The 18,399-nt window shown below is 67.6% G+C and carries 18 protein-coding genes; 13 read left to right on the plus strand and 5 right to left on the minus strand.

What is annotated here, in order from left to right:
• Positions 1-65 precede the first annotated feature (65 nt).
• Entirely contained in the window at positions 66-746 is a 681-nt protein-coding gene (locus Q9R31_RS04100; RefSeq protein ID WP_311261449.1) for a PAS and ANTAR domain-containing protein, read from the minus strand.
• Positions 747-1,019: 273 nt separating this feature from the next.
• Between Q9R31_RS04100 and Q9R31_RS04105 the strand changes: the two genes are divergently transcribed.
• The 9 genes from Q9R31_RS04105 to Q9R31_RS04145 all read left to right on the plus strand — a co-directional run bounded on the left by Q9R31_RS04105 (position 1,020) and on the right by Q9R31_RS04145 (position 10,503).
• Positions 1,020-1,376 (plus strand): heavy metal-associated domain-containing protein, encoded by a 357-nt coding sequence (locus tag Q9R31_RS04105; RefSeq protein ID WP_311261450.1) that lies wholly within the window; start codon positions 1,020-1,022, stop codon positions 1,374-1,376.
• Positions 1,377-1,457: 81 nt separating this feature from the next.
• The gene (locus tag Q9R31_RS04110) at positions 1,458-3,641 is read left to right on the plus strand and encodes a heavy metal translocating P-type ATPase (protein ID WP_311261637.1); all 2,184 of its coding nucleotides are present in this window, start codon (positions 1,458-1,460) and stop codon (positions 3,639-3,641) included.
• Between the two features lie 16 nt (positions 3,642-3,657).
• Positions 3,658-4,110: a hypothetical protein gene (locus Q9R31_RS04115; RefSeq protein WP_311261451.1), complete on the plus strand. Its 453-nt coding sequence runs from the start codon at positions 3,658-3,660 to the stop codon at positions 4,108-4,110.
• Positions 4,111-4,165: 55 nt separating this feature from the next.
• Positions 4,166-4,810 (plus strand): DUF305 domain-containing protein, encoded by a 645-nt coding sequence (locus Q9R31_RS04120; protein ID WP_311261452.1) that lies wholly within the window; start codon positions 4,166-4,168, stop codon positions 4,808-4,810.
• A gap of 141 nt (positions 4,811-4,951) precedes the next feature.
• Positions 4,952-5,644, plus strand: a complete 693-nt coding sequence (locus Q9R31_RS04125; RefSeq protein ID WP_311261453.1) for a low molecular weight phosphatase family protein — start codon at positions 4,952-4,954, stop codon at positions 5,642-5,644.
• 130 nt (positions 5,645-5,774) lie between these two features.
• On the plus strand, positions 5,775-6,929 hold the full coding sequence (locus tag Q9R31_RS04130) for an LCP family protein (protein WP_311261454.1): 1,155 nt from the start codon (positions 5,775-5,777) through the stop codon (positions 6,927-6,929).
• An 87-nt stretch (positions 6,930-7,016) separates the two neighbouring features.
• The gene (locus Q9R31_RS04135; protein WP_311261455.1) at positions 7,017-8,702 is read left to right on the plus strand and encodes an alkaline phosphatase D family protein; all 1,686 of its coding nucleotides are present in this window, start codon (positions 7,017-7,019) and stop codon (positions 8,700-8,702) included.
• 108 nt (positions 8,703-8,810) lie between these two features.
• Positions 8,811-9,602, plus strand: a complete 792-nt coding sequence (locus tag Q9R31_RS04140; RefSeq protein ID WP_311261456.1) for a histidine phosphatase family protein — start codon at positions 8,811-8,813, stop codon at positions 9,600-9,602.
• Positions 9,586-10,503 carry an NAD(P)H-hydrate dehydratase gene (locus Q9R31_RS04145; RefSeq protein WP_311261457.1) on the plus strand — a complete coding sequence of 306 codons (918 nt, stop codon included), beginning with the start codon at positions 9,586-9,588 and terminating at the stop codon, positions 10,501-10,503. Before Q9R31_RS04140 ends, Q9R31_RS04145 begins: the two co-directional genes overlap by 17 nt.
• 243 nt (positions 10,504-10,746) lie before the next feature.
• Here the strand turns inward: Q9R31_RS04145 and Q9R31_RS04150 are convergent, their stop codons facing one another.
• Positions 10,747-11,169 carry an Hsp20 family protein gene (locus tag Q9R31_RS04150; protein WP_311261458.1) on the minus strand — a complete coding sequence of 141 codons (423 nt, stop codon included), beginning with the start codon at positions 11,167-11,169 and terminating at the stop codon, positions 10,747-10,749.
• 603 nt (positions 11,170-11,772) lie between these two features.
• Between Q9R31_RS04150 and Q9R31_RS04155 the strand changes: the two genes are divergently transcribed.
• The gene (locus Q9R31_RS04155) at positions 11,773-14,010 is read left to right on the plus strand and encodes a S9 family peptidase (protein ID WP_311261459.1); all 2,238 of its coding nucleotides are present in this window, start codon (positions 11,773-11,775) and stop codon (positions 14,008-14,010) included.
• 68 nt (positions 14,011-14,078) lie between these two features.
• Here Q9R31_RS04155 and Q9R31_RS04160 read toward each other — a convergent pair whose 3' ends face one another.
• Positions 14,079-14,531 carry an SRPBCC family protein gene (locus Q9R31_RS04160; protein WP_311261460.1) on the minus strand — a complete coding sequence of 151 codons (453 nt, stop codon included), beginning with the start codon at positions 14,529-14,531 and terminating at the stop codon, positions 14,079-14,081.
• A gap of 163 nt (positions 14,532-14,694) precedes the next feature.
• Here Q9R31_RS04160 and Q9R31_RS04165 point away from each other — a divergent pair, with 163 nt between their 5' ends.
• Together Q9R31_RS04165 and Q9R31_RS04170 are read left to right on the plus strand one after the other, a co-directional pair.
• Positions 14,695-14,901, plus strand: coding sequence for a DUF2945 domain-containing protein (locus tag Q9R31_RS04165; RefSeq protein ID WP_311261461.1), 207 nt, complete (start codon positions 14,695-14,697; stop codon positions 14,899-14,901).
• Between the two features lie 4 nt (positions 14,902-14,905).
• A complete protein-coding gene (locus Q9R31_RS04170; RefSeq protein WP_311261462.1) occupies positions 14,906-16,102 on the plus strand; it encodes an FAD/NAD(P)-binding oxidoreductase in 1,197 nt (398 codons plus the stop codon).
• Between the two features lie 2 nt (positions 16,103-16,104).
• Here the strand turns inward: Q9R31_RS04170 and Q9R31_RS04175 are convergent, their stop codons facing one another.
• Together Q9R31_RS04175 and Q9R31_RS04180 are read right to left on the minus strand one after the other, a co-directional pair.
• Positions 16,105-16,665, minus strand: coding sequence for a GNAT family protein (locus tag Q9R31_RS04175; protein WP_311261463.1), 561 nt, complete (start codon positions 16,663-16,665; stop codon positions 16,105-16,107).
• Between the two features lie 67 nt (positions 16,666-16,732).
• Positions 16,733-17,899 (minus strand): acetate kinase, encoded by a 1,167-nt coding sequence (locus Q9R31_RS04180; protein ID WP_311261464.1) that lies wholly within the window; start codon positions 17,897-17,899, stop codon positions 16,733-16,735.
• A gap of 139 nt (positions 17,900-18,038) precedes the next feature.
• On the opposite strand from Q9R31_RS04180, the gene Q9R31_RS04185 reads away from it, so the two are divergent.
• On the plus strand, positions 18,039-18,329 hold the full coding sequence (locus Q9R31_RS04185) for a hypothetical protein (RefSeq protein ID WP_311261465.1): 291 nt from the start codon (positions 18,039-18,041) through the stop codon (positions 18,327-18,329).
• The last annotated feature ends 70 nt before the right edge of the window (positions 18,330-18,399 follow it).

An 18,399-nucleotide genomic window follows, 5' to 3' on the forward strand; every position in this document is an offset into this window, starting at 1 on the left:
GGTTCGGCAAATCCATGCCGACCAGACTTCCCGGCGCACCTGCAGCCATCCTACCGGCAACGCTGCTAGCCGGCGCGGCGGCCCCCGGCGCGGTCCGCCCGTCCGGTCAGCTGGATGGCCCGCACGGCCCGGTCCAGGTAAATCCGGGCCTCCGGGGAATTGGCCAGCTGCACCAGTTCCGCCGCCACCACCACCAGCTTGACGTTGCGGTGGCTGCTGGTGTTCACCAGCATCTGGAAGGCGTCGTCAGAGCCGAGCTTCAGTTGGCCCATCAGGATGCCTCTGGCCTGGTCGATCACCGTGCGAGTTGCGGTGGCGCCCACCACTGCTTCCCGCGCCGTCTGTTCAGTCTCCCGCTGCAGCGTCCGGCTGAGGTCCACGGTCACGCCTTCGATCGCCGCCAGGGATCCGTCCCCGCCCAGGATCGCCTCGCCGGAGGTCAGCACTCGCCGGGTCCTGCCGCGGGCGTCAACGATCCGGTGGTACATGCAGAAGAACCCGCCGGTGCCCGAAACCTGCGCGAGGATCTCTTCGCACCGCTCCCTGTCATCGGGATGCTTGTGGGCGAAAATCAGTTCCATGCTGGGGACTACTTCGCCGCGCTGGTAGCCATGCAGCCGGAACATTCCGTCGGACCACTGGAACACCGGACCCGCAGCCCCCATCTCCACCCTGAAGATGCCGGCGTCGCTTTCGCTGTCACCGAGCGCACTCGAATACGTGTACAGGTCGCTGAGCTCCGTCACAGGTTCACCTCCCGCGCAAAGGCCAGCCCCCAGCGGGCAGGCTCTGTCCTCACTAATCCAAGTATGGCCGCCCCCGGCAACAGAAGGTAGTGCGCTAGGTCCTATGGTCGTGCCGGGCGAAATGCGCTAGCGGCCTCTTGACCCTCATACCCCTAGGGGGTATATTCGAGGGTGTTGTCAGTGAAGTGGTATGTCCCGGCTGGTGCCCTGCACCGGCCTTCACAGCCGTTCAACCCCAGCGCCCCTTGATTACCTCAACGGATTGGAACTGACATGAACACCGGGAACCGCCGCCAGCTCCCTCTCGCGTCCGCCGGCTGCAGCTGCTGCGCCCCTGCGGGCGCCGCGGAGCAGGCCACTACCCTCACCACGCCGGCTGCACAGCAGCCCCCTGCCGCCGTCGCGGATCCCGACGCCGGCACCTCCTTCCAGCGTGACTTTGCCGTGGAGGGCATGACCTGCGGACACTGCGTCCGGTCCGTCGAATCGGCCGTGTCCGCGCTTGCGGGTGTGACGTCGGCCTCGGTTGACCTGGTCCCCGGCGGCCGGTCCCGGCTGACCGTGAAGGGTTCGGCATCGGATGCCGACGTCCGCCAGGCCGTAGCCGGCGCAGGCTACGCCCTGGCGTAAGGTCTGCCGCGCCCCTGCGCGCGGACCCCACATTTTCCGCCGGCCCGCGCCGGCGGCAGCGACTGCCTCCAAGGAGGAATGATGCAGGACCATCACGACATGCACCACCACGGCGGCCCGCACGGGCAGGACCAGCCACCCAGCGGAACCCTGACGCAGCCCCCGGCGCACGGGGCCGGACAAACACACCATGCCGGGCATGACCACGGAGCCGGGCATGACCACGGTGCCGGGCATGGACAACACGGCGACGACGACCATACCGTCCACACCCACGGGCAGCATGCCGGGCACAGCACGGCCATGTTCAAGGACCGGTTCTGGCTGACCCTGGCCCTTGCCGTTCCGGTGGTCTACTTCAGCCCCATGATGGCCCGCCTGTTGGGCTATATACCGCCCGAATTCCCCGGTTCGGCCTGGATTCCGCCGGTGCTGGGCACGGTGATCTTCCTCTACGGCGGCCAGCCGTTCCTCAAGGGCGGCCTGCAGGAGCTCAAGGACCGCACCCCGGGCATGATGCTGCTGATCGGCATGGCCATCACCGTTGCCTTCGCCGCGTCCTGGGTCACCAGCCTGGGAATCGGCAACTTCGACCTGGATTTCTGGTGGGAGCTGGCGCTGCTGGTGGCCATCATGCTGCTGGGCCACTGGATCGAGATGCGCGCCCTGGGATCGGCCCAGGGAGCCCTTGACGCCCTCGCCGCGCTGCTGCCGGACGAGGCCGAACGCATCACGGACACCGGCACCGAAACTGTGCCCGTCTCCGAACTCCGCCCCGCCGACCTCGTCCTGGTGCGTTCCGGCGCCCGGATGCCCGCCGACGGCACTGTGGTCCAGGGCCAGGCCGAGTTCGACGAGTCCATGATCACCGGTGAATCCAAGACCGTACCCCGGGGCCCCGGAGATGCGGTGGTGGCCGGGACCGTTGCCACCGACTCCAGCGTGCGCGTCCGGGTGGACGCCGTGGGCGAGGACACCGCCCTCGCCGGCATCCAGCGGCTGGTGGCCGAAGCACAGGCGTCCTCGTCCCGGGCCCAGGCACTGGCCGACCGCGCAGCCGCCTTCCTCTTCTACTTCGCAGCGGGCGCCGGTGTCATCACCTTCATTGTGTGGACCCTCCTGGGCAGTATCCCCGAGGCCGTGACCCGGACCGTGACGGTGCTGGTGATCGCCTGCCCGCACGCCCTGGGCCTTGCCATTCCGCTGGTCATCGCCATCTCCACCGAACAGGCTGCCCGGGCCGGCGTCCTCATCAAGAACCGGATGGCGCTGGAGCGGATGCGCAGCATCGACGTTGTCCTCTTCGACAAGACCGGCACCCTCACCACCGGCGAACCGGAGCTGAAGGACGTGGCCGTTGCGCCGGGCGCGGGCGCCGATGAGCTGCTGGCCCTGGCCGCCGCCGTCGAGTCCGACAGCGAGCACCCCGTGGCGCGGGCCATCGTCCGCGCAGCCCGCGAGCGGCACCTGGCCCTGCCTGCCGTCACCGGATTCGCGTCGCTCACCGGCCGCGGCGTCCGGGCATCCCTGGACGGCCGCACGGTGCACGTAGGCGGGCCCGCGCTCCTGCGCGAGCTGGGCGCCGTCGTGCCTCCTGCTCTGGAAGCCACGACGCGCGCGTGGATGGACCGCGGCGCTGCCATCCTGCATGTGATTGACGACGGCGGGAACGTCCTTGGGGCGGTCAGCCTTGAGGACGCGGTGCGGGCTGAGTCGCGGCAGGCCGTGCGCGCCCTGCAACGGCGCGGCGTCAAGGTGGCCATGGTCACCGGCGACGCGCACCAGGTGGCGCAGGCCGTCGCCGCAGACCTGAACATCGACGAGGTGTTTGCCGAGGTGCTGCCCGCGGACAAGGACAAGAAGGTGGCCGAGCTGCAGTCGCGCGGCTTGAGGGTGGCCATGGTGGGCGACGGCGTCAACGACTCACCCGCGCTGGCCCGCGCCGAAGTGGGGATCGCGATCGGGGCGGGGACGGACGTGGCCATGGAATCGGCCGGCGTGGTGCTGGCCGGGAACGACCCCCGCGCCGTGCTGTCCATGGTGGACCTGTCCCGGGCCAGCTACCGCAAGATGTGGCAGAACCTGGTGTGGGCCACCGGCTACAACATCCTGTCCGTGCCGCTGGCCGCCGGCGTCCTGGCCTTCGCCGGAGTGGTGCTGTCCCCCGCGGCCGGAGCGGTGCTGATGTCGGTATCCACCATCGTGGTGGCGTTGAACGCCCAGCTGCTGCGGCGCCTGAAGCTGAACCCGTCAGAGGTACAGTGAGCCGGGAGGAAAGGCCATGACCAACAGCACCGGAATGACCGCGATCCTGCGCCGGGCATGGCTGCTCGCTGGCACCCTGGCCGTCATCGCCGGGCTGCTGGGCATGCATGTGCTGACCGCCGGCCACGCCTCGCACGGCGCTGCCTCCCACGCCTCGCACGTCGCCGGAACCACCGCCGTCGCGCATTCTGCTGTTGGCGACCATGCCGGCCACGCCGGCCACCCTGCCGCCGCCTCAACCGGCGTGCCGGCCCTTGCACCGGCCACTTGCGGTGACTCCTGCCCGGGGGCCCAAGAGTCCGGGGCGCCCTGCATCCCATCGGCCCCCGCCAGCCCCGTGACGGTTTCCCCGCCTCAGGCCACCCTTGGCGTCTTGCCGCTGCTGCCGGCGGCCGGCAGCCCGGGCCCCGCCTACGACTACCTGCCGCCCAGCCCCACACCCTGCGACTTGTCCATCAGCCGGACGTAAACCGGACTGCGCCATTCAACCCGGCCCAGTTCCATTGCCTCCCTGAAGGACCACCATGAACACCACTATCAAGACCCTGTCCGTTGCTGCTGCCCTGGCCGCGTCCCTCGGCCTCGCCGGATGCGCCTCCACTACCGGCTCCGGCAACAGCATGCCCATGGACCAAGGCAGCTCCAACCCCATATCCAGCGCAATGCCAAGCGCAATCCCAAGCGCCGGGATGACGCCCGGCGCCACTGCCGACCATAACCAGGCGGACATCATGTTTGCGCAGATGATGATCCCGCACCACGCCCAGGCGGTGGAGATGAGCGGGATCATCCTGGCTAAGCCGGACATGCCCGCAGAGGTGACCGCGTTAGCCACCAAAATCAAGGCAGCCCAGGCGCCCGAGATTGAGCAGATGAGCCGCTGGCTTACGGGGTGGAACGCGCGCACCACGATGAGCGGCCATTCCGGACACGGCATGACCGGCATGGTGGACGACGACGGCATCAACAAGTTGAAGTCGGCCACCGGTACCGAGGCCGCGCGGCTGTTCCTCGAGCAGATGATCAGCCACCATGAGGGCGCCATCAACATGGCCCAGCAGGAGATCAGCGCCGGCAAGTTTCCCGACGCCGTGAAGCTGGGCCGCGACATCGTGGAGGCGCAGCAGGCGGAAATTATGCAGATGAAGCAACTGCTGACCACTCTGTAACCGGCACGCCGGCCAGCCGGAGCATCCACACGGCGCGGCGGCGGCACCCAGCCCGGGAGGCCGCCGTCGTGCCGTTGCGTGTTAAGTTGAAAGGCACGGGTCCGAACGGATCCGTCACCAGCTGGGAAAAGAGACATCTCCTTGGACACTTCCGCACCAGTACGAATCCTCACCGTCTGCACCGGCAACATCTGCCGCTCGCCGGTGGCCGAACGGCTGCTGCAGGCAGGACTCGACCAGGTGGTGCCGGGCGGTTTCCAGGTATCCAGTGCAGGCACCCGCGCCCTGGTCGGCGAACCCATGCAGCCCATCTCCGCGGACATCGTCCGAACGTTTGGCGGCAATCCCGAAGGGTTCACGGCACGGCAGCTTACGCCCAGGATCCTGCGCGGGATTGATCTGGTGCTCACCATGACGTCCGGGCACCGCGGCGAGGTCCTGCAGCTGGATGCCTCTCTGCTCAAGCGGACGTTCACCATCCGCGAGTTCGCCCGAATGCTCGACGTGCTGGCCCAGCGTGACTCCGCTGCAGATGGCCGGCCTGACTCCGCTGCATCGTCCCCGGGTGCCCTGCCGGGGAGCGCCGTGTCCGACGACGACGCCCGGCTGGCTGCCAACGCCGCCTTGTGGCGCGGCTTGCCCGCGCGGGCCGCCGGGGTGCGGCATCTCTCGCTCCCTGCCGACTCCGCAGACAATGACATCGTGGACCCGTACCGCCGGGCACCCGAGGTGTACCGGGAGATGGAGGACCAGCTGGCACCCGCGATTGTCTCCATCCTGCGCCATGCCCGCCTCAACGCCCCGGTCCGGGGGACCGCGTCCCAGCCGCTGTAGGACTGGAATTGCCGTAGCTCCCAGCCGAGCCGCGCGCGCCTTCCCAGGTGACAGTTTGGATAACCTTGTAGCCAACCAGGGCCTGCCGGACGCACACTGATCCCACCAAACACAATGAGGTGGAGGCGTCATGAGCATCCCAGGCGGTTCTGATCCATCCGGGCCGGGCAACTCCGGGAACTCCGGTTCCCCGCCCCCGGGTGCCCCCGGTTCCAAGCGGCCTGGCCGGCTGGCGGCCTTGGGCCGCCGCCGCTGGATCGCCGCCCTGGTGGTACTGGCGCTTGTGGTGGCGGCCGGCGTCGCGGTCTTCAACCTGACCCGCGCTAGCGAGGAAGCACAGCCTGTGGCCGCCCAAACCCAGACGCCCAGAGCGACGCCCACACCCACGCCTACGCCTACTCCCTCTGAAACTCCCCCGCCTGCCCCGGCTCCGCCGCCACCCCCCGCTCCGATTCCCGAGGCTCCCGCCGCGCCGATGAACATCCTGATCATCGGCAGCGACATCCGCGACACTCCCGCGCGTGATGCCGCGGCCCACACAGCGGCCACGGGCGAGGCGACGGACCAGCGCTCGGATGCGCTGATGGTGGTCCACGTTCCTGCTGACCGCCACGCCCTCTACATCATCTCGATCATGCGGGACCTCTGGGTGGACGTACCCGGCGTCGGCGGCTCCAAGATCAACGCAGCGCTGCAGTACGGCGGCATCGACCTCACAACCGCCACGGTGCAGCAGCTACTGGGCATCACCATCGACCACACCCTGATGCTGGACTTCGGCGGGTTCAAGCTCCTGGTGGACGGCCTGGGCGGCATTGACGTGAATGTTCCCTTCGCGTTCCAATCCACCATCGAAACCGAACACGCTTTCACGCAGGGGATCAACCACCTTGACGGGCAGGCAGCCCTCGAGTTCAGCCGGGAGCGCCATGCATTCACCGACGGCGACTACCAGCGGGTCCAGAACCAGCGCACGATGGTCCGCGCCGTCCTGGCCCGGTTTACAAGCAGCGGCGCCCTGAACGACGTCAACGCGGTGCGCTCACTGGTGGACTTCGCCTCCTGCTGCCTCACTGTGGACAAGGGCTTCGACCCGGTCCAGGCGGCGATCCTGGCCTACAGTCTGCGCAATCTGGATGTGAACGCCATCGGCACCATGACCCTGCCCACCGCGGGAACGGGCATGGCGGCGGGCCAGTCGGTGGTGTTCCCCGACTATGGAGGCATCGCAGCCGTTGGTGCGGCCCTTCGGGAGGGCAGGATCGGGGACTTCGCGGCGCCGTAAGGGCCGCCACTGGTTGTTCAGCCCCGGCTCACCCGCGGTTCACCGGCAGGACAGAGTACGTGCGCCCGCCGGCGGAAACCTGAGGTCATGACTGAGAACTCCCGCGCCACCGTTTCACGCCGCACCGTCGTCAAAGGCTCCGTCCTGGCCGCCGCGCTCGCGTCCGTTCCCGCCGCTGCCCAGGCAGGCACAGTCCCGTCCGGCGTTGCGCTGGTCCGCAACCGCCTGACACTGCCCAGCGGCATCGCCACCGGTGACGTCACCTCCGATTCAGCCGTGCTCTGGTCCCGGGCGTCCGGCGCCGGCCGGATGACGGCAGTCCTGCGTGCGGTGGACGACGACGGCCAGATCCTCCGTGGGCGCGGCGCCTTTGAGCGAATCCTCCGCGGGCCCCGCGCCACCCAGGCTTCCGACTTCACCGCCAAAATCCACGCCGGCAACCTGCCGTCCAACACACGCTTCGCACTCGAGATCAGCTTCGAGGACGAGGGTGGGGCGGCGGGCGAGACGGTCCGCGGCGGCTTCCGTACGGCGCCGGACGCGGGGACGTACAACGGCAAGGGCCGCACCGGTGACATCAGCAGCGGCGGTGACGTTCCGGCGTCGTCCTCCCAAAGCTTTGTCTGGACCGGCGACACCGCGGGCCAGGGGTGGGGCATCAACGAGGAGATCGGCGGGATGCGCGGCTACCGCGCCATGCACCAGACCCGCCCGGACTTTTTCATCCACTCCGGCGACACAATCTACGCCGACGGTCCCATCGCCGAAAGCGTGGTGGAAAAGGACGGCCAGGTGTGGCGGAACCTGGTGACGGAGGAGGTCTCCAAAGTAGCAGAGACGCTCACCGAGTTCCGCGGCCGCCACCGGTACAACTCCATGGACGCCAACATGCGGGCCATGTTCGCGGAGGTCCCGGTGATCGCCCAGTGGGACGACCACGAGACCCACAACAACTGGTACCCCGGCCAAGTCATCGACGACTCCCGCTACACGGTGCGGGACGTCAACACCCTGGCTGCCCGCGGCCGGCAGGCGTGGCAGGAAAACATGCCCATCGCGGACAGCTCAGCCATTTGGCGCCCAGGAACGTTCGACGACGCCGGCCAGTACCAGCCCGCCCGCATCTACCGAAAGATCAGCCGCGGGCCGCAGCTGGACATCTTCTGCCTGGACATGCGCACCTACAAGTCCCCCAACACGGACGGCAGGGAGCCCTACGCCACGTCCATCCTGGGCCAGGAGCAGGCGGACTGGCTGGTCCGGGAGGTCTCCGGGTCCAAGGCGACCTGGAAGGTGATCGCCGCGGACCTGCCGCTGGGCATCGTGGTGCCGGATGGCCCGGTGAACCAGGAAAGCGTGTCCAACCGCGACCCGGGCGCCCCCTTGGGCCGTGAGCTGGAGATCGCCGGGGTGTTGAGCGCCTTCAAGCGCAACGGGGTGAAGAACGCCGTGTGGCTCACCGCCGACGTCCACTACTGCGCCGCCCATCACTACTCCCCTGAGCGGGCAGCCTTCACCGACTTCGATCCGTTTTGGGAGTTCGTGGCCGGGCCCATCGCCGCGGGATCGTTCGGCCCCAACGCGATGGACGGCACGTTCGGGCCCGAGGTGGTGTTCTCCAAGGCCGGGCGGTTTGCCGGTGAGTCCCCGCGCGACGGCGAAAACCAGTTCTTCGGGCACGTCCAGCTGGGTGCGGACAACAGCTTCACCGCCAGCCTCCGCAACGCCAACGGCACCACGGTGTTCTCCAAGGTCCTGACCCCGGAGCGGTAGCTGCTGCCGTTATCTTCCGCCCCGCCGTGGGTACGCCGTTGGTAGTGTTCCTGCATTCAGCACGGCATATCTGCATGGTATTCAGCATGGCGAGGACGGGGTGATTTTTTGAAGGACAATACTTCGAACGACGACGGCCTGACGGAGGCGGTCCAGCAGGCAGGGGCCGTGGAGCTGCTGTTGATCCGCCATGGTGAGAGCGAAGGCAACGTGGCGGCCACCGAGGCGCGTGAGGCCGGAGTGGAGGTCATAGAGGTCCCCGCCCGCGATGCGGACGTGGACCTGTCCGCAACCGGACGGGACCAGGCCAAAGCGCTGGGTATCGCGTTGGGCCGGATCGCTGAAGGCTTCCGCCCTGACGCCGTGGTGTCCTCCCCCTACGCCCGTGCCCTCCAGACTGCCGGGATCGCGGTGGAAACAGCCGGCTGGCCGCTGCGGGTGCGCACGGATGAACGGCTCCGCGACCGCGAACTGGGCATCCTGGACCGGCTCACCCGGCTGGGCGTGGAGAACCGCTATCCGGAGGAATCCGAGCGCCGGAACTGGCTGGGCAAACTGTACTACCGGCCGCCGGGAGGAGAATCCTGGGCGGACGTGGCGCTGCGGCTGCGATCCGTGCTGGCCGAGCTGAACGGCCTGGGCACGGGCCAGCGGGTGATGCTGGTGTGCCACGATGCCGTGATCATGCTGTTCCGGTACGTGCTGGAGGGGCTCAGCGAGAAGGAACTGCTGGATCTGGCGGCCACCGAGGCCATCCTCAACGCCTCGGTGACCCGGTTTGTCCGCCCCTCCGGCGTTGGGCCGTGGACGCTGGAGAGCTTCAACGTGGCCGATCATCTGGCGGAGCAGGGCGTCGCCGTCACCGAGCACGCGGGAGACACCAGTGTCCGGCCGCGCTGACTCCTCGGGCGCCACCCTGGTGACGCCGTCGCTCCTGCGGGAGTGGCCGCTGCCGGCACCGGGGGCGGATAAGTATTCACGCGGCGCGGTGCTGGTGGTGGGCGGCGCCCGGGCCACCCCCGGTGCCGCCCTGCTGGCGGGGGCCGCGGCCCTGCGTGCGGGTGCCGGGAAGCTGACCCTGGCCGTAGCAGAGTCGGTGGCCGTCCAGCTGGGGGTGGCGATACCCGAATGCGGCGCGATCGGCCTGCCGGAGACTCCGGATGGGTCGGTCAAGGCTGAATTGGAGCGCATTTCCTCCTACCTGGACCGGGCAGACACCCTCCTGGTGGGACCCGGCCTTGATGACCAGGACCTTGCGGCTGAGTTGCTGGCGGCGCTGCTCAAACGGGAAGGGAAAGGCGACGCCGGCAGCAAGGAAGGCGCCGCCGTCGTCCTTGATGCCTACGCACTTGGCGCGCTGGTGTCCGTGGAGGACCGGCTGGGCCCGTGGCGCGGCCGGCTCATCCTCACGCCGAATCCCAAGGAAGCAGGGATCCTGCTGGGCCGGGACGCGGATGACCTCGAAAAGGACCTGGCCGAAATCTCCCAGAGGTTCGGCGCTGTGGTCAGCTGCCAGGGGCTGATCACCCAGCCGCCGGGGCTGAACCCGGACGAGCCGGAGCTGTGGAAAATCACCACGGGGTACGGCGGGCTGGGCACGTCCGGCAGCGGGGACGTGCTGGCGGGCGCCATTGCCGGGCTCCGGGCGCGGGGAACCAGCAGCGCCCAGGCAGCCTGCTGGGGAACACACCTGCATGCGGCCGCGGCGGACCGCCTGGCCAGCAGGCTGGGGCCGCTGGGGTTCCTGGCCCGTGAACTTGCCGACGAACTGCCGGCGCTGATGCTGGAACTGGGCACCTGACCCCGGACGCGGACGGCCTGGAGGCGTAGCCGCCCGGACAGGCGGATCGCTGGAACAGGTGGATTCCCTGAACACGTGGACTCCCTGAACACGGGATGGCCCCCGGCCAAAGCCGGGGGCCATCGTGTCGGGAGGTCAGGGCCCAAGCTGCCGGTGCGCTGTCTGGCGCTGTGGCGTGCACAGAATGGCGATTCGCCCCAAAAAGGCAGTCAACAGATACGGCCGTCTCCCGGTCTGTCAGGTCTAGGCAGCGATTTCCTGCTTGGCCCCCTTCGTTTCGATCTCGATCTTGCGCGGCTTGGCCTTTTCGGCGACCGGGATCCGCAGCGTCAGGACACCGGCGTCGTAGCTGGCCTTGACGTTCTCCGTATCCAGGGTGTCGCCAAGGATCAGCTGGCGGCTGAAGACGCCGCGGGGACGTTCAGCGGCGATCAGCTCGGTATCCTTGCCTGTGGGATCCGGGCGCTCCGCCCGCACCGTCAGGACATTCCGTTCGACATCCAGGTTCACCGAGTCCGCCGTGACACCGGGCAAATCGAAGGCCACGACGAATTCCTGGTCCTCGCGCCATGCATCCATCGGCATCGCCGCCGGGCGTGCAGTGGTTCCGAGGACTTGCTGGGTTAGCCTGTCCAGCTCGCGGAACGGATCGGTTCGCATCAACATGGCTTCCCTCCTCGTAAGAGATGGTCCAACATCCATGTCAGCCGATCTATATTGGCTGACATAGATTTTTTAGCACTGGGGAAGCAGGTCTGCAAGGGGTTACGGCGTGGATTTTTGAAATTTTTTTGAGCCCAGTTTGCCCTGGTTCCCGGGTTGTCCGGGAGGCGCGGAAGGGGCCTTCCGCGCCGGCTGATGCTGCGCGGAAGGCCCCTTCCGAAGTGCTTCCTGGCTTCCCGGGTCAGTCCCTGGTGGGGTCCGGGCGGAGCGGTGCGGGCCCCGGATCCGGGACCGGCAGCGGGCCCGGCGGCGCCGGCGCAGGGAACGGGTTGGGAGACGGCGGTCCGGGCGGGCGCGGCTGGGTGGGATCCGGCGATGTGGGCTCCGGACCAGGTTCAGGCGGAAACGGTTCGGGTTCGTGCACTGGCGGGATGGTCATGGAACTTCCCCTCTCACGCTGGGCGGATGTGCCTTGAACTGAACAGAATACGCCTGCAGCCCTCCGGCAACTACCCTCCCCCTCCCCGTTGCTCCATCACTTACGGACCTTCTCCCCCGGTAGCGAACGGCCTGCCGACTTGTCCAGCTGGTCTATATATTGATTCCATGACCTCCACCTCCCTGCAGGATTCCACCGGCACTGCCATCCCGGCACCCCCGGTGGCCAAGAAGATTCCCACCGAGCGCACCCACCACGGGGAGACATTCGTGGACAACTACGAGTGGCTGCGGGACAAGGAATCGGCAGAGGTCGTGGAGCACCTGCGGGCCGAAAACGCGTACCAGGAAGACGTCACCGCGCACCAGGAGCCGCTCCGCGAGGCCATCTTCCAGGAGATCAAGGGCCGCACCCAGGAAACCGACCTTTCCGTTCCGCACCGCAAGGACGGCTGGTGGTACTTCAGCCGCTCCGCGGAGGGCAAGGAGTACGGCATCCACTGCCGGGTCAAGGCGCAGGACACCGGAGACAAAGTGGCCGACTGGACTCCGCCCGCCGTGGAGCCCGGGATGGAGATCCCCGGCGAGGAAATCCTCCTGGACGGCAACGTGGAAGCTGAAGGCAAGCCGTTCTTCTCCGTGGGCGGCACAGCCGTCACCGTTGACGGCACCCTCTACGCCTACGCCGTGGACAACTCCGGCGACGAACGCTTCACGCTCCGGATCAAGGACCTCCGCACCGGTGAACTGCTGCCTGATGTCATCGAGAACATCTTCTACGGCGTGGCGTTCTCCCCCGACGGCACGCGGCTCTTCTACACGGTGGTGGACGAGTCCTGGCGCCCGTACCAGGTGAAGGCGCATGCCCTGGGCACCCCGGTGGCAGACGACGTGGTGGTTTACCAGGAGGACGACCCCGCCATGTGGCTGGGCTTCGAGCTCTCCGCGGACCGGCGTTACCTGGTGCTGGGCATCGGATGCTCGGAGTACAGCGAAACCAGGCTGCTCCGTTTTGACGACCCCGCTGGAACCGTCAGCACGGTGATTTCGCGGGACGAACGCATCCTGTACGAGGCCGAGCCCTTCCTTCTCGACGGCCCCAACGGCGAAAAAGCCGAGAAGATCCTGCTCACGCACAACCACGGCGCCATCAACTCCATGGTCTCCCTGGCGGACCCGGCCGAGCTGGAAAAGCCGCTGGCAGAACAGGCCTGGCAGACCGTCGTCGAGCATTCCGGCGACGTCCGCGTCAACGGCGCCGGCGTCACCTCCACGCACCTCATCGTCTCCATCCGCAAGGACACCATCGAGCGTGTGCAGGTGATGGGGCTGGCCGGGCTGGGCACGGCCGCGCAGCAGGCGCCCGTGGAGCCGGCGTTCGACGAGGAACTGTACACGGCGGGGGTGGGCGGTTCGGACTACGAGGCACCCGTGATCCGGCTGGGCTACACGTCCTATTTCACGCCGTCGCGCATCTACGACTTCGTCCTGCCCACCCCGGACCAGCCCAGCGGCGAGCTGCTGCTCCGCAAGGAGAGCCCCGTGCTGGGCGGCTATGACGCAGGCGATTACGTCGCCACCCGGGAGTGGGCCACGGCCGGCGACGGCACGCGGGTCCCGCTCTCGGTCCTGCGGCACAAGGCCGTCAAGCAGGATTCGACGGCGGCCGGGCTGGTGTACGGGTACGGCTCCTATGAGATGAGCATGGACCCGGGTTTTGGCATTGCACGCCTGTCCCTGCTGGACCGCGGCGTGGTGTTCGTGATCGCCCACATCCGCGGCGGCGGTGAGCTGGGCCGGCACTGGTACGAGGACGGCAAGAAGCTCACCAAGAAGAACACGTTCACGGACTTCGTGGATGCCACCGACTGGCTGGCGGACTCGGGCTGGGTGGATCCCTCCCGCATCGCTGCGCTGGGCGGTTCGGCCGGCGGGCTCCTGATGGGCGCCGTGGCCAACATGGCGCCGGAGAAGTACGCGGCCATCGTGGCGCAGGTGCCGTTCGTGGACCCGCTCACCAGCATCCTGGACCCGGACCTGCCGTTGTCCGCCCTGGAGTGGGAGGAGTGGGGCAACCCCATCACGGACCCGCAGGCCTACGCCTATATGAAGTCTTATTCCCCGTACGAAAACGTGCGGGAGGTGGCCTACCCCAAGATCGCCGCGGTGACGTCGTTCAACGACACCCGCGTCCTGTACGTTGAGCCGGCCAAGTGGGTGCAGGAACTGCGGAACAAGACCACGGGGTCCGAGCCGATTGTGATGAAGATCGAGATGGACGGCGGCCACGGCGGCGCGTCCGGCCGGTACGTCCAGTGGCGGGAAAGGGCCTGGGACTACGCCTTCATCGCCGACGCCCTGGGGGCCGTCGAGCTGCTGCCGGGCGCCGGCCTGAAGGAGGACTGAAGAGTACGACGGCGGGCGCGTCCCGCCGTCGTACTCTTTCCTTTGCCCGCGCCGCAGCAGGCAGGGCTTCAGGTCTGCGGGTGCTCCACCAGCCATTCAGCGAGTGTTTCAAGGTTGGCGCGGACGGTGCGTCCCTGCGCGCGCTCCACCAGCGGATCGGCGATCTTGCCGAAGATGCCGCCCAGGCCGGAATCGGCGTCGATCCGCTGGGTGACCCTGGTGCCGCCATCGGCCGGTTCCAGTGTGAACGTCACCGTGAAATTCAGCTTTCCTTCAACGGAGCGGGACACCATCCGCCTGGGCGGATCGAACTCCACCACCTCGACGGTCCAGTCGAACCGCCGCCCCATGATTTTGCTTGTTCCCCGCCCCCGGGTTCCCATCCCCACGGGACCGGCCCCCACCTGCTCAGAGGTGGTGACCGAGGAATCGTAGACGGCGGTGTTGTCGAACTTCGACAGGAAATCAAAGACTTCCTGCGGCGGCCGGTCGATGACAACGGATTCTTCTACTACTGGCATCGGATTCTCCTGGAACGGCGCCTGGTGCCGACGCGGCTTGGCCGGCAGGTAGGCACAGCGCCAGCTTGGACCGCTGCTGCGCCCCTGTCAATGCGCCAATAAGCTAACCATGCTTACTATTGAGGCACGCGAGCCGCGTCCACCCACTGCCAAAGGAGACCAGATGTCATTGCGCAAGGGAACGTCCGTGGAGTGGAACACTTCGCAGGGCAAGACGCACGGCAGGATCGTGGAAAAGAAGACCAGCGACTTCGAACTCGACGGCAACACGCACCGCGCCAGTGAGGATGAGCCGCAGTACGTGGTGGAATCGGAGAAGACGGGCGCCCGTGCGGCCCACAAGGCATCCGCGCTCACCGAGAAGAAGTAGCGCCGTGCCTGCCCAGCATGAGGTCGTAATCATCGGCGGCGGCAATGCCGGCATCTCGCTGGCCGCGAGGTTGCAGCGCTACGGCGTTAAAGACGTGGCCGTGATCGAGCCACGGGACCACCACCTGTACCAGCCGCTGTTTTCACATATCGCAGGCGGGCGCGCCCAGGCCAAGGAAGCCATCCGGCCCCAGGAGTCGGTGATCCCCCAAGGCGTCACCTGGATCCGGGATGCGGCCGCGGGCGTGGACGCCAATGCCAACACGGTCACCCTGGAATCGGGGGCCTCGGTGGCCTACGGCCAGCTGGTGGTGTGCCCCGGGCTGCAGTACGACTGGGACGCGGTCCCGGGCCTGGCCCACGCCGTCCACTCGCCCCATGGCGCATCCCACTATGAGTTCGACCTCGCCCCCAAGGCCTGGACGCTGCTCAGCGGCATGACCTCCGGCACCGCCGTTTTCACGATGCCCGCCGGACCCATCAAGTGCGGCGGAGCCGCCCAGAAACCCATGTACCTGGCCTGCGACTACTGGCGTGAGCAGGGCGTCCTGGACAACATCCGGGTGGTGATGGTGCAGCCCTACCCCACGGTGTTCGGCGTCCCGGAAGTGGACCGCGAGCTGGACCGGAAGATCGCCGAGTACGGGATCGAACTCCGGACCAACAGCGAACTGGTGTCCGTGAGCGCCGCCGGCCGCAGGGCAACCATCCGGGACAACGCCGCAAACACCACCGAGGACCTGACCTACGACGTCCTCAACGCCGTCCCGCCGCAGTCGGCGCCGGACTGGCTCAAGGCCACCGACCTGCCGGCCGCCGGTGACGCGGGCGGTTTCGTGGACGTGGACCGGCAGACCCTCCGGCATCTCCGCTACCCCAATGTATGGTCCCTGGGTGACGCCGCAGGCACCACCAACTCCAAGTCGGGAGGGGCGCTGCGCAAGCAGACAAAAGTGGTGGCCAAGAACCTGGTGGCGGCCCGGAAAGGCAAGCCGCTGCGGGCGAAGTACAACGGTTACTCTGTGTGCCCGTTCACGGTCTCACGGGACACCGTGGTTTTCGCCGAATTCGACGACCGGTACCGTCCGATGCCCACCATTCCCCGGGTGCCCACCTGGAATGAAAGCAAACTGTCATGGGTTGTGGACCGCGACCTGTTCCCGAAGATCTACTGGAACCTGATCCTCAAGGGCCGGGCGTAAGGCTAACCGCCGGAACCGATGCGCCATTCATCGGCAAGGATGGCATAGATGAGTTCGGTGGCCCACTGGCCCTTGTAATGCCACTTGTCGATGTGCCGCGCCTCCAGCCGCATGCCCAGCCGGCTGCACAGTGACGCCGACGCCACGTTGAGCTCGTCAAGCCGGGCCTCAATCCGGTGCATGCCCAGCTCCCCGAAACCCAGGCTGAGTATCGCCCGGGCCGCTTCGGTGCCGTAGCCCTTGCCGCGGGCTCCGGGCGCCAGTGTCCATCCCACTTCGCCCTGCCCGCGTCCCGGCAGCCATTTGAGCACCACCTCACCCTTAAGCCCGGGCTCATCCGCTGCTTCAATGGCAAGGGCTACCCAGTCCCCCTCCTTTTCGAAGACAAAGTTGGCGTACCGGCCCACCCGCTCCATCGACTGGGTGTAGCTTTTGGCTGGGCCGGGCAGGAACCGGGCGGTCTCCGGCAAGGAGTGGTAGGCGTGGAACGCGTCCAGGTCTCCGCCATCGAACCGGCGAAGGACCAGCCGTTCGGTGCGAATCGGCAGGGAGATGTGCGGCATGGACCGAGGCTAACCCATGGTTTATCGATTGCTCCAAAAACGTCGTTTTGCACGCCCAAAAGGACCGTTACGGAGCAGTCGATGAACCGACGACGGCGGCCGTTGCCTCCGCAATGGCGCGTTCCTCGTCAGTGGGGACCACCAGGACGGGAATCGCGGAGGACGGCGTGGAAATGACGCGCGGTTCCTTGGACCGCCCGGCGTTCAGGCCGGCGTCGAGCTCGATGCCCAGGGCACCCAGCTTGTCCGCCACCAAGGCACGGAACTGGTACGAGTTTTCGCCGATCCCCGCGGTGAACACCAGTGCCTTGGCCCCGCCCACGGCGACATGGTAGCCGCCGATGTACTTGGCCAGCCGGTAGGAGGCCACCGCGAGCGCCATGGTGGCTTTCCCGTCACCGGATTCGGAGGCCTCCACCACCGAGCGCATGTCATTGTTGCCGGCCAGGCCTCTCAGCCCCGATTCCCGGTTGAGCATGGTGTCGATGTCCTCGGGCGTCCACCCGGCCCGGCCAAGGAACACCAGGATGGAGGGGTCCAGGTCGCCCGAGCGGGTGCCCATGACCAGGCCCTCCAGCGGGGTGAAGCCCATTGAGGTGTCCACGGACCGGCCGCCGCGGATGGCGGTGACGGACGCGCCGTTGCCCAGGTGGGCGATGACGCCGTCGAACTCCTCGACGGGGAGGTCCAGCAGCCCGGCGGACCGGCGCGCCACGTACTCGTGGGAGGTGCCGTGGAAGCCGTAGCGGCGGATGCCGTGGTTGGTGTAGAGCTCATCCGGGACAGCGTAGCGCCACGCGTGCTCAGGCAACGTCCGGTGGAAAGCAGTGTCGAAGACGGCCACCTGCGGCATTTTGGGCCACTTTTTGGTGATGGCGCGGATTCCCAGGACGTTGGCGGGGTTGTGCAGCGGCGCCAGCGGGTTGAGGCGTTCGATGGCGCGGGTGATCTCGTTGTCCACCAGCACGGGTTCGGCGAACCGCTCGCCGCCGTGGACCACCCGGTGCCCCACCGCCCCGAGCTCAAGGCCGCCCAGTTCCCGGTGGATGGCCGCGTCCACCAGCTCCAGCGCCTCCGCGTGGTCCCGCGGGCCTACGATCTCGCCGTCGCCGCCCCCGCCGTTGCCCATGCCGATCTTCTCGATCAGGCCCTCGGTCAGGACCGTCCCGGCGGCCACGTCACGGACCTGGTACTTCAGGGACGACGAACCGGAGTTGATGACGAGCACGAGCATGCGGGGCCTCCTCAGCCTGGCGTCTGCAGTTCAACCCCCACTATATGTGCCGCGCCCAGTCGGCTCATTCCTTGCGGATGGGGCTCGGCTGTGCCTATGGTCGGCGGACAAGGCTGGACCACGGCGAGAGGACAATTCCATGACGAACGAGCCCAATTCGATCGACGAGAACGACCCCACCAACACGGGATCCAGCAGCACTGCCCCGCTCAATGCCCAGCCGGACTCCGGCAGCAAGAATGATCCTACGGGGGTGGAGGGCGCCAACCCTGCCCTGGACGACACCGGCCACGTCAAGGCCGCCGAGACCGGGGAAGCGCCGGAGGCTCCTGAGGACCGGGAAGGCCTGGACCTTACTCCGCAGGGCCTCTCCGACGAACCCGCCAAGCAGGAGGATCCGGAGAGCCTGGCCAAGCCGGACAACAGCTAAGAAAACCAGCGCAAAAAAGTACGACGCCGGCACTTTCCAAAGTGCCGGCGTCGTACTTTGCGCATAACAG

Source organism: Pseudarthrobacter sp. BRE9 (assembly GCF_031844305.1).
GTDB lineage: Bacteria > Actinomycetota > Actinomycetes > Actinomycetales > Micrococcaceae > Arthrobacter.

Bases quoted from the DNA above. Each gene is read 5' to 3' on its own strand.
- Q9R31_RS04110 (WP_311261637.1), top strand. From the start codon at position 1,458: ATGCAGGACCATCACGACATGCACCACCACGGCGGCCCGCACGGGCAG.
- Q9R31_RS04165 (WP_311261461.1), top strand. From the start codon at position 14,695: ATGTCATTGCGCAAGGGAACGTCCGTGGAGTGGAACACTTCGCAGGGC.
- Q9R31_RS04135 (WP_311261455.1), top strand. From the start codon at position 7,017: ATGACTGAGAACTCCCGCGCCACCGTTTCACGCCGCACCGTCGTCAAA.
- Q9R31_RS04160 (WP_311261460.1), bottom strand. From the start codon at position 14,531: ATGCCAGTAGTAGAAGAATCCGTTGTCATCGACCGGCCGCCGCAGGAA.
- Q9R31_RS04185 (WP_311261465.1), top strand. From the start codon at position 18,039: ATGACGAACGAGCCCAATTCGATCGACGAGAACGACCCCACCAACACG.
- Q9R31_RS04120 (WP_311261452.1), top strand. From the start codon at position 4,166: ATGAACACCACTATCAAGACCCTGTCCGTTGCTGCTGCCCTGGCCGCG.
- Q9R31_RS04155 (WP_311261459.1), top strand. From the start codon at position 11,773: ATGACCTCCACCTCCCTGCAGGATTCCACCGGCACTGCCATCCCGGCA.
- Q9R31_RS04105 (WP_311261450.1), top strand. From the start codon at position 1,020: ATGAACACCGGGAACCGCCGCCAGCTCCCTCTCGCGTCCGCCGGCTGC.
- Q9R31_RS04175 (WP_311261463.1), bottom strand. From the start codon at position 16,665: ATGCCGCACATCTCCCTGCCGATTCGCACCGAACGGCTGGTCCTTCGC.
- Q9R31_RS04180 (WP_311261464.1), bottom strand. From the start codon at position 17,899: ATGCTCGTGCTCGTCATCAACTCCGGTTCGTCGTCCCTGAAGTACCAG.
- Q9R31_RS04150 (WP_311261458.1), bottom strand. From the start codon at position 11,169: ATGTTGATGCGAACCGATCCGTTCCGCGAGCTGGACAGGCTAACCCAG.
- Q9R31_RS04115 (WP_311261451.1), top strand. From the start codon at position 3,658: ATGACCAACAGCACCGGAATGACCGCGATCCTGCGCCGGGCATGGCTG.
- Q9R31_RS04130 (WP_311261454.1), top strand. From the start codon at position 5,775: ATGAGCATCCCAGGCGGTTCTGATCCATCCGGGCCGGGCAACTCCGGG.